This is a genomic window from Parazoarcus sp. PS-13 R2A (genome assembly GCF_057621855.1).
This window is the reverse complement of the sequence record NZ_JBYEXN010000034.1, coordinates 17,549-27,112: the sequence shown is the minus strand read 5'-3', so window position 1 is coordinate 27,112 and position 9,564 is coordinate 17,549. Positions and strand designations below refer to the sequence as shown.

Sequence of the window (9,564 nt, the reverse complement as noted above, 5' to 3'; positions counted from 1 at the left end):
GAATGAGAGGCCCAACGATGCAGCACAACCCCAAAAAGTCCATTCTCCGACGACCCGACGTCCAAGCACGAACCGGCCTATCCCGCTCCACCATCTATGCACGAATGAATGACGGCACTTTTCCAAAAGCGGTCAGCTTGGGCGCTCGATCTGTCGGATGGTTTGAGGGTGATATCGACGCATGGCTCGATCGCCTCACAAGCACCAATACCACGGCGAATGCAGCATGAGGAGAAGCCAGATCAACAGCGCCACACCGCAGCCCAAATCCCTCCGACATTCCACAAAATCGGCGTGTTTTCTTAGGGCTTCGCGTAGAAAATGAATGTACAGCCCAGTGAATGGAAGACCAAAGCAAAGATCGACTTCATCAAGATCCGCATCCCAGATCGTGAAAGGGCTATCGATCGGTGCACGAATGCACTCGCGTCCGGACTCGACGTATCGACCACCTGCGCCACCAGCGGTTATCGAGACACCACGCTCACTGTGCATGATCCGCAAAACTCACACTTCGCTTCACTTGTGGAGACGCTGCCAGAGTTCCCGATTGACGAAATGGAGGTGTCGGTTGACTTCTTCACGCGCGACCACAGCAATGACCACGAACGCCTTCGCGCGCTTCACTGCTATCTGACGAACCACCTATTTCCACAAAAGCATGAGCTGATGCGATCAAGTGTCGCCCGCAAGTTCTACGATCCGACGAAGAGAAGGTACGTGCGAGATCGGCTTCGCACTGCTTCTACGGACACATCGGTCCTCTTTCAGAACACGAAGAACCTGATTCAGGTTCGCTGTTATATCAAAACCATAGACAATAAAAAGTACATCAAACGCCACTCGGTTCGCGTTGAAGTCACACTCATCGGAGCCGGGCTACAAGACGGCGACGGACGGTATCGGTTACGCGACCTGCCTCGGATCTTCAGAACGTTGCGCAAAAGAGTAGCCCCCTATTTTCACGTAGCAAACGGCATCAAACCAAACATCAAGCGAAGCAGAACTACACAGTTTCAGAAGGTCCAGACAGCCCACAAAGCAGCAAAGAATGAGCACCGAAGGGTAATTAGAGGGTTCGAGGTCTATGGCGCACAGTGGGCCTTCAAACAAGGCTGCAGAGTGATTCCGCATGCAGAGTTCAACCGAACATTCGGTGATGCCCTATCTGAGTTGAAGCGAAGGCTGTCGATGACTTTTTGCCACCAAAAAGCGGGAGATTCCGAGCGGTCAGTGATGGAGGCCGTCTCCCACACCCAGTGATCACACGACGCCAACTCAACCAATCACCGCTCGCACTAGTTCTCTATAGATGCGTGCATGGGGTAAAAACGAGAATCCAAGATCCTCACGGCTGAAGAACTTTGGTAACAGCATCATCCGACCAAGCACAACCTTCTCAGTCTGCTTCCGAACTCAGACGCAAGCGCTTCAAGGGTCACATGGACGTCAGCCGTGAAGTCTTAGATTAAGGCCGTATTTCTCAGGCTACTGGAGTCGTCGACGGGCACCCCCCCTCAATGCCCTTACACTTTCAGCTGGCTACTAACGTGCTGCATTCGTGACAAAGCTCTTGAGGCTCGTACTCGGAAAACCCGATACAGCCACACACCAACCCACAAGACTCTCACGGACTCGACGAGCACCTCAGAGGCAGACTAATTCGCCTGCCTCTATTGCCTATTGATAGACCACTGCTAAAATCGCCATGTCATGAAAGAGGCAAATTTCACTTTCCGCATCGGCGCCTACTCGCCTGCGACGATCCCCTTGGGTCGCCTTGGGCGGTATCTCGAGCATTTAGCAGCGCTTGTCGGCAGCGAAGACCATCTGCGCTTTGCCGGATTACGCAAGGGAAGTACAAAAATCCGATTTCGCGCAGAGCCCGAGGATGCCGAACCGATACGAACTCGACTGACCCTAGTCGGCGGCACCGACTGCCCGCCTGAAGCGGTCCGCGCGTATCAGGACATCTCGGAGATGCTGCGTGAAGATGGCGCGTCTGGAACCATCTCCTCTCCCAGCGGGGAAAAATTAATTGTCTTCCCAAGAGCACCAAAGGTTGTCGAGAAACCTATGGTCGTAAGGGAGGCCGGCGACGTCGAGGGAGAGCTCATATCGGTGGGAGGTAAAGATGCGACGGCCCACATGAGGATCATCGACCCTAACGGGCGAACCCTCAAAGTGTCGACGCGCAGCCGTGACCTTGCAAAAGAGATGGCCCGACACCTCTTCGAACAGGTACGCGTATTCGGCACAGGAACGTGGACTCGCGGTGAAGCCGGCTGGGACCTCGAAAACATGAGCGCTGACCGATTCGAAATCGTCAAGAAACTCCCACTCGATGAGCTGGTAGCCCAAATGCGGCAAATCGTCTCGAAGGATGTGACGACTTCCGAAAATCAACTTGAAACTTGGATCAAATTCCGGAAGGGGAAGTGATGAACGTCATCTTCGACACGAACATTCTCCTGATGCTCCACTTTCCAGGGACGGCAGTCCCAAAAGATCCGAGAACGGGACGTCCTCTTGAGTTTGCCAAGGAACGCATCGAGCACCTAGTAAAAACTCTGACTAAGGGGAAGATGAACGTTGTTGTTCCTACGCCAGTCCTCTCCGAGTTCATATTCGCAGCGAACGGCGATGTCAGCCCGGCAGACCTACTCCCAATACTGAATCACCATCCGTTTCGACCTGCCTCCTACTCGACGCGAGCAGCTGTGGAGTGCGCAACTGCAATGCGGACACATCGCGCCTACAAGCCAAAGGTTCGCGCGGAAGGGTGGCGGCAAAAAATGAAGATTGACCGACAGATCATCGCAATCGCCGTCGTCGAGGGCGCAAAAAGAATTTACTCTGATGACGAAGACATCAAGAAATACGCTAAACAAGCTGGGATCGACGTCATAAGCTCCTACGAACTTGAGCTCGACCCTGCCTCGAAACAAGGTAAGCTTGACCTGTCCCATCCGGCCGAGAGCCGCGAGGTACAGTTATAAATCAACCACCAGATCATCATCGTTTTCGGCACAAGCCATCGAAGAAAGACGATGCGCCATGTTAGTCACCAAGGAAGACGGTAAGTTTGACGGTACCTCACCCTGCACAAAGCACTTTTATATATAAATAACAATACATTACAAGACCTTTTTCAGCGCCCCCGGCCCACCAAATTGAAGCCCCGACTGTTATCAGTCGGGGCTTTTTCTTTTCCGCCCGGCTCGGCAGCCGTCTTGCAGCAAAGGATTGGACACTGGCTGACCATTCCGCCCGTTCGTCGCCAGCAGTCGCGGCGAAACCTGATTGACGGGGGCGCCCCTGCGTGGCACAACGGTGGCATTGGGCACCGTCGCAGTCATCCCGGATGGGTGTGACCTGCCATACTCACGGCCCTCGATGGCGGGTCTGTTCAACCCGGGCGACGCGCGGTCCGTTGCGTTCAACACCGGGGACCAGACTCGACGCCAGTCACGGACGCTCGAGCCCAGGATTCAAAACCCGCGAATGACGGAGTTGAGGCATGCATACCGTTTTCTCGGAATTCGCACTGCTTCTGATGATGTCCGCCGCCGCAGGCGCGTTTTCGCTCTGGCTGCGCCAGCCGGTACTCATTGCCTACATTGTCATCGGCATCGTCGTCGGCCCCGCCGTGCTGGGCCTTGTCACCGCGCACGACCAGATTGACCTGCTGGCGCAGGTTGGCGTCGCGATGCTGCTCTTCGTCGTTGGCCTCAAGCTCGACCTGAAGCATATCCGCCACATTGGCCCGGTTGCACTCGCCACCGGCCTGGGCCAGCTTGCCTTCACCATCGTGATTGGTTTCCTCATCGTCCTTGCGATGGGCAAGGGCTGGATCGAAGCGCTGTATATCGCTGTGGCGCTGACCTTCTCCAGCACCATCATCATCGTCAAGCTCCTGTCCGACAAGCACGAGATCGACTCCCTGCACGGACGCATCGCAGTCGGCTTCCTGATCGTGCAGGATCTCGCCGTCGTGATCGCAATGATGGTGATGAGCGCTATGCGCGGTGATGCCGGCGAAGGCTCGCTGCTATCGCTTGCCGGGTCGCTCGGCCTGCGGATCGGCATTGCCGTCGCCGGGCTGTATCTGCTGATGCGCTTCGTCCTGCCGAGGGTCGTCGCCCGCATGGCGCAATCGCAGGAGTTGCTGCTGATTTTTGCCGTTGCCTGGGGCACGGGGCTCGCGGCACTTGGTGAGTGGGCCGGCTTTTCCAAGGAAGCAGGCGCCTTCCTTGCCGGCTTCTCGCTTGCCTCGACGCATTATCGTAACGCCATCAACGCACGGCTGACCGGGATCCGCGACTTCCTGCTGCTGTTCTTCTTCATCGACCTCGGCTCGAAACTTGATTTCTCCACGCTCGGCAACGAACTGTGGCCAGCTCTAACGCTGTCCCTGTTCGTGCTGGTCGGCAACCCCCTGATCGTCATGGCCATCATGGGCTACATGGGATACCGGAAGCGTACGGGCTTCCTGTGCGGACTGACGGTGGCCCAGATCAGTGAGTTCTCGATCATCTTCGTTGCCATGGGCATCTCCCTCGGGCATCTCGACAGGAGCGCACTCGGATTGACCACGCTTGTCGGCCTGATCACCATTGCCCTGTCGACCTACGCGATTCTTTACTCCCACCCGCTCTACGAGAAACTTGCAGCCTGGCTCGGTGTATTTGAACGCAAGCGCCCCTTCCGCGAACTGGCGGTCGCGACGGAGCGGCACGACCTCGAGATGGCAGACGTGATCGTGGTCGGCCTCGGGCGTTACGGCAGCCGGCTGGCGCTCTGCCTCCAGGCAGCCGAACTCAAGGTGCTCGGCGTCGAATACGACCCGGAGGCGGTGCGAAAGCTGCGGCGACGCGGTCTGCCGGTGCGATACGGAGACTGCACCACCAGCGAGTTCATCGAAAGCCTTCCGGTCAGGGACACACGCTGGATTGTCAGCACCTTACCGGACATGACCTCAAACCACGACCTGCTGGACGGCCTGCGGGCGCATCATTTCGCCGGAGGCGTGGCGATCGTTGCCCGCGACGACTTCGACGATGCTGCGCTGAAAATGCACGGCGCGACGACGATCCTGTATCCGATGCGCAACGCCGTCGACTATGCAGTTGACGCACTGACGGCCCTCATCCACCCGAATGACAGGGCCACACCGGAAATCGAGAGGACCGCGTCGAGGCCGGGGACTGATTGACGTTCCGCGCAAGTCTTCGCCAAACCAGCCAGGAAACACTGCCGGCACGACAAGTTTTCACTAAAACAACGACTTCAGCCGCATGAATACAACTAAAGTGGCACCCCGATTAGGGTTTTCCGCGGTTTTCCGGCGCGCGCCAATCCCTATAATCAGCGCAGCAATTGCTAAAACAGAAAGATACAAAGGAGATAACGTGGAACGTCGTAAATTCCTGAAGGGTGCAGGTCTCGCTGGCGTACTTGCGGCTGGCACCGCACCGGCGATCGTAAACGCACAACAACAGATCCGCTGGCGTCTTGCGTCAAGCTTTCCGAAGTCGCTCGATACGATTTACGGCGCCGCTGAGACGTTCTCCAAGAACGTTGCGGACGCAACGGGCGGAAAGTTCCAGATCTCGGTCCACGCCGCCGGCGAGCTCGTCCCGGCCTTCGGTGTGGTCGACGCAATTCAGCAGGGCGCCATCGATGCCGCCCACACTGCTCCGTATTATTTCTTCGGCAAGAACGAAGCGTTTGCGTTCGACTGCGCCATTCCGTTCGGCATGAACTCGCGCCAGCAGACCGCGTGGATGTACGAAGGCAACGGCATGAAGCTGTTGCGCGAGTTCTACGCGCAGTTCAGCGTCGTCAACTTCCCGATGGGCAACACCGGTGCGCAGATGGGTGGCTGGTATCGCAAGCCCATCAAGTCGCCCGCCGACATCAACGGTCTCAAGATGCGTATCGGCGGCTTCGGCGGTCGCGTGCTTGGCAAGATGGGCGGCGTGTCGCAGAACATCCCGGGCGGCGAGATTTATCAGTCACTCGAGAAAGGCACCATCGACGCAACCGAATGGGTCGGCCCGTATGACGACCTGAAGCTTGGCTTTCACAAGGTTGCTCCCTACTACTACTACCCGGGCTGGTGGGAGGGTGGCGCTCAGCTGTCCCTGTACATCAACGACAAGCAGTGGGGCGCACTGTCGAACGAGTACAAGGCCATTGTTCGCCAGGCTGCGTCCGATGCTCACGTTGTCATGCAGGCCCGCTACGATGCGCGCAACCCGAACGCCCTGAAGCAGCTGATTGCAGAAGGCGCCAAACTCGACCGCTTCCCGAAGTCGGTCATGGATGCTGCGTTCAAGGCCCGCAACGAGGTGTACAAAGAACTGAACGACACCAACGCGGACTGGAAGAAAATCTACGGCGACTACGCAAAATTCCTCGCCGATTCCTACCAGTGGGCGCCGATCGCCGATGGTAGCTACGACCAGTACATGTCGGCACAGAAACTGTAACAGCTGTTCACGCACGGCCGGCCCCTGCCGGCCGTGCAAACGTGCTGACAAGACATCGCCAGCACCATCTTTCCAGCCGCCCTTCTGAGCAGAGCACAGGAGTACACCGGCTCAATCAGCACCTTCGGGGCAAAGCCGACTTTCTCATGGGTATCCTTCTAAAACTCTCCGGCCTGATAGACGGCCTGACCCGACTGGTCGGGAAATCCATCATCTGGCTGATCCTCGCTGCAGCCGTCATCAGCGCCCTGAATGCAATTGCACGCAAGGCCTTCAACGTTGGTTCGAACTCGTTTCTCGAAATTCAGTGGTATCTGTTCGCAGCCGTTTTCATGTTCGGCGCCGGATACACCTTCCTGCAGAACGCACACGTGCGCATCGACGCGGTTGCCAACAACTTCTCCAAGCGCACCCGCACATTCATCGACATTGGCGGCATTCTGATTTTCCTGCTGCCGCTGTGCTACTTCATGATCGATTTTTCCTGGCCCATCGTTGAGGCCGCCTACACCTCGGGTGAGATGTCCTCGAACTCCGGCGGCCTGATCCGCTGGCCGGTGTACATCATGGTACCGATCGGTTTCGGGCTGCTTGCGCTGCAGGCAGTCTCCGAGCTCATCAAGCGGTTTGGCTACCTCGCGGGCAAGGCCCCGGATCCAACCCTGCATGGCGGACATGGTGACGCCCCGACGGAACAACACGAAACCGACGCAGCAAAGGCCACGCAATGATCGAGTTCTTTTCCGCCAATGCCGCGCCAGTGATGTTCGGCGCGGTCATTTTCTTCCTGCTGTCGGGTTTCCCGGTCGCATTTGCGCTTGCAGCCTGCGGCCTGTTCTTCGGCTTTGTCGGCATTGAGGCGGGCTTGCTGCCCTCGTCACTGTTTCAGGCGCTTCCGCTGCGTGTGTTCGGCATCATGCAGAACGACACGCTGCTGGCAATTCCCTTCTTTACCCTGATGGGGTTGATCCTCGAACGAAGTGGCATGGCCGAGGACCTGCTCGACACCGTCGGGCAGGTGTTCGGCCCGGTACGCGGCGGCCTCGCGCTGGCCGTGATCTTCGTTGGTGCCCTGCTTGCAGCCACCACGGGCGTGGTGGCGGCTTCGGTCATCTCGATGGGCCTGATCTCCTTGCCGATCATGCTGCGCTACGGTTACAGCCGTGAAATCGCCTGCGGCGCGATCACCGCCTCCGGCACCTTGGCCCAGGCGATTCCGCCCTCTCTCGTGCTCATCGTGATGGCCGACCAGCTCGGACGCAGCGTCGGCGACATGTACAAGGGCGCCTTCCTGCCGGCCTTCCTGCTTGTTGCGCTTTACGCGATTTTCATTATCGGCCTTGCAATCTTCAAGCCGAAACTGGTGCCGGCCCTGCCGCCTGAAGCGCTGACCCACCGCGAGCCAGACGGCACTTCAGGCCTGCGCTCGCTGTTCGTCTTTGCCGTTGTCACCACGGCCATTTCGACGCTGTTCGGCATGAACTACGCCAACATCCTGAGCGCCATGAATGGCACCGAAGCAAAGCCTGCGCTCGACGAGATCATCGTCATGGCAATGTCCGCCGGCACCATTTTCGCACTGGTCGCTGCAAGCATCAGCCGCGCGCTGAAGCTCGGACTGCTGTCGCGCATCTGTCAGCGTGTCGTGTTCGTCCTGATTCCGCCGCTTGCACTGATCTTCCTGGTGCTTGGTACGATCTTCCTCGGTGTTGCAACACCCACGGAAGGTGGCGCAATGGGCGCGGTCGGCGCCATCCTGCTCGCCGCCGTGCGCAAGCGCCTGGACCTGAAGACGCTCACGCAGGCACTCGAGTCCACGACCCGTCTGTCGTGCTTCGTGCTCTTCATCCTGATTGGCTCGACGATTTTCAGCTTCACGTTTACGGCAGTCGATGGCCAGCACTGGGTGGAGCACCTGTTTGACAAACTGCCGGGCGGCCAGATCGGCTTCCTGATCTTTGTGAACGTGGTCATCTTCGCCCTGGGCTTCTTCCTCGACTTCTTCGAGATCGCCTTCATCCTGCTTCCGCTTCTCGCACCGGTTGCCGATAAGCTCGGCATCGACCTGATCTGGTTTGGCGTGATGATCGCGATCAACATGCAGACGTCGTTCCTGACACCACCGTTCGGTTTCGCACTATTCTATCTGCGCAGCGTCGCGCCGGTCAGCGCCTTCCTCGACCGGGTGACGGGCAAGCGGATCGAACCGGTCAAGACCACCCAGATCTATCGTGGTTCGGTTCCATTTGTTCTGATCCAGATCTTCGTTCTGGCCTTGATCATCATCTTCCCGGAACTTGTTACCGGAAGCCTGGATGCCGAAGTGAAGGTGGATCTGGACACCATCGAGATCGAAGCTCCGACATCAGGCGGCGGCTGGGGGGCGCCGGCGGAATCTGGCGGGTGGTAAGATCGGGCGGATGGCAAATCCACTCACCCGACTCTGCATTGTTCGTCACGGAGAAACCACCTGGAACGCCGAAAGGCGTCTCCAGGGGCATCTCGACATTGAACTGAACGAAAACGGCATCGCCCAGGCACACGCCACGGGCCGTGCCCTTTCGGACCAGCGCTTCGCGGCCGCCTACAGCAGCGACCTGCAGCGCGCCCGACGCACTGCGGCGTGCATCTGGCCCGGCCCCGAAGACCGTATCAACACCCACCCGGGACTGCGTGAACGCCACTACGGGCATTTCCAGGGCCTGACTTACGAGCAAGCCCAAACCCGTTTCCCGGCTGACTACGCCCGTTTCCTGAGCCGCGACGCCGGCTTTGCCTTCGAGGATGGAGGCGAAAGCCTGACCGCCTTCGCTGCGCGCATTGCCGCAGCCCTCCTCGAAATCGTCGAGCGCCACCCCGGCGAACAGGTTCTGATCGTGACGCATGGCGGCGTGCTCGACATCATTCACCGCCTGAGCACAGGCAAGTCGCTCGACTCGCCACGCGACTTCACCATTCCGAATGCCGCGCTGAACTGGATCACCCACCACGACGGCTGCTGGCAACTGGTCAGCTGGGGCGACCAGTCCCACCTTGGCAGCGCACTCGACGAGCTCTCCAACGCCTGAGT

The 9,564-nt window shown here is 58.4% G+C and carries 9 protein-coding genes; all 9 read left to right on the top strand.

The genetic code is table 11. The features are described 5' to 3' along the window. Positions 1-230 (top strand): helix-turn-helix transcriptional regulator (locus tag AC22G6_RS20885; protein ID WP_487368378.1); only part of this gene is annotated, 230 nt, incomplete at its 5' end. A 91-nt stretch (positions 231-321) separates the two neighbouring features. After that, positions 322-1,263: a hypothetical protein gene (locus AC22G6_RS20880; RefSeq protein WP_487368377.1), complete on the top strand. Its 942-nt coding sequence runs from the start codon at positions 322-324 to the stop codon at positions 1,261-1,263. Between the two features lie 450 nt (positions 1,264-1,713). Then, complete coding sequence (locus AC22G6_RS20875) at positions 1,714-2,442, top strand: hypothetical protein (RefSeq protein ID WP_487368376.1); 729 nt, start codon at positions 1,714-1,716, stop codon at positions 2,440-2,442. After that, on the top strand, positions 2,442-2,999 hold the full coding sequence (locus AC22G6_RS20870; protein WP_487368375.1) for a PIN domain-containing protein: 558 nt from the start codon (positions 2,442-2,444) through the stop codon (positions 2,997-2,999). The genes AC22G6_RS20875 and AC22G6_RS20870 overlap by 1 nt, the downstream gene beginning before the upstream one ends. 521 nt (positions 3,000-3,520) lie before the next feature. Further along, a complete protein-coding gene (locus tag AC22G6_RS20865; RefSeq protein WP_487368374.1) occupies positions 3,521-5,215 on the top strand; it encodes a cation:proton antiporter in 1,695 nt (564 codons plus the stop codon). Between the two features lie 196 nt (positions 5,216-5,411). Then, a complete protein-coding gene (locus AC22G6_RS20860) occupies positions 5,412-6,494 on the top strand; it encodes a TRAP transporter substrate-binding protein (protein WP_487368373.1) in 1,083 nt (360 codons plus the stop codon). Positions 6,495-6,640: 146 nt separating this feature from the next. Then, entirely contained in the window at positions 6,641-7,225 is a 585-nt protein-coding gene (locus tag AC22G6_RS20855) for a TRAP transporter small permease subunit (RefSeq protein ID WP_487368372.1), read from the top strand. After that, on the top strand, positions 7,222-8,904 hold the full coding sequence (locus AC22G6_RS20850; RefSeq protein WP_487368371.1) for a TRAP transporter large permease: 1,683 nt from the start codon (positions 7,222-7,224) through the stop codon (positions 8,902-8,904). Before AC22G6_RS20855 ends, AC22G6_RS20850 begins: the two co-directional genes overlap by 4 nt. Positions 8,905-8,914: 10 nt before the next feature. Next, a complete protein-coding gene (locus AC22G6_RS20845; RefSeq protein ID WP_487368370.1) occupies positions 8,915-9,562 on the top strand; it encodes a histidine phosphatase family protein in 648 nt (215 codons plus the stop codon). The last annotated feature ends 2 nt before the right edge of the window (positions 9,563-9,564 follow it).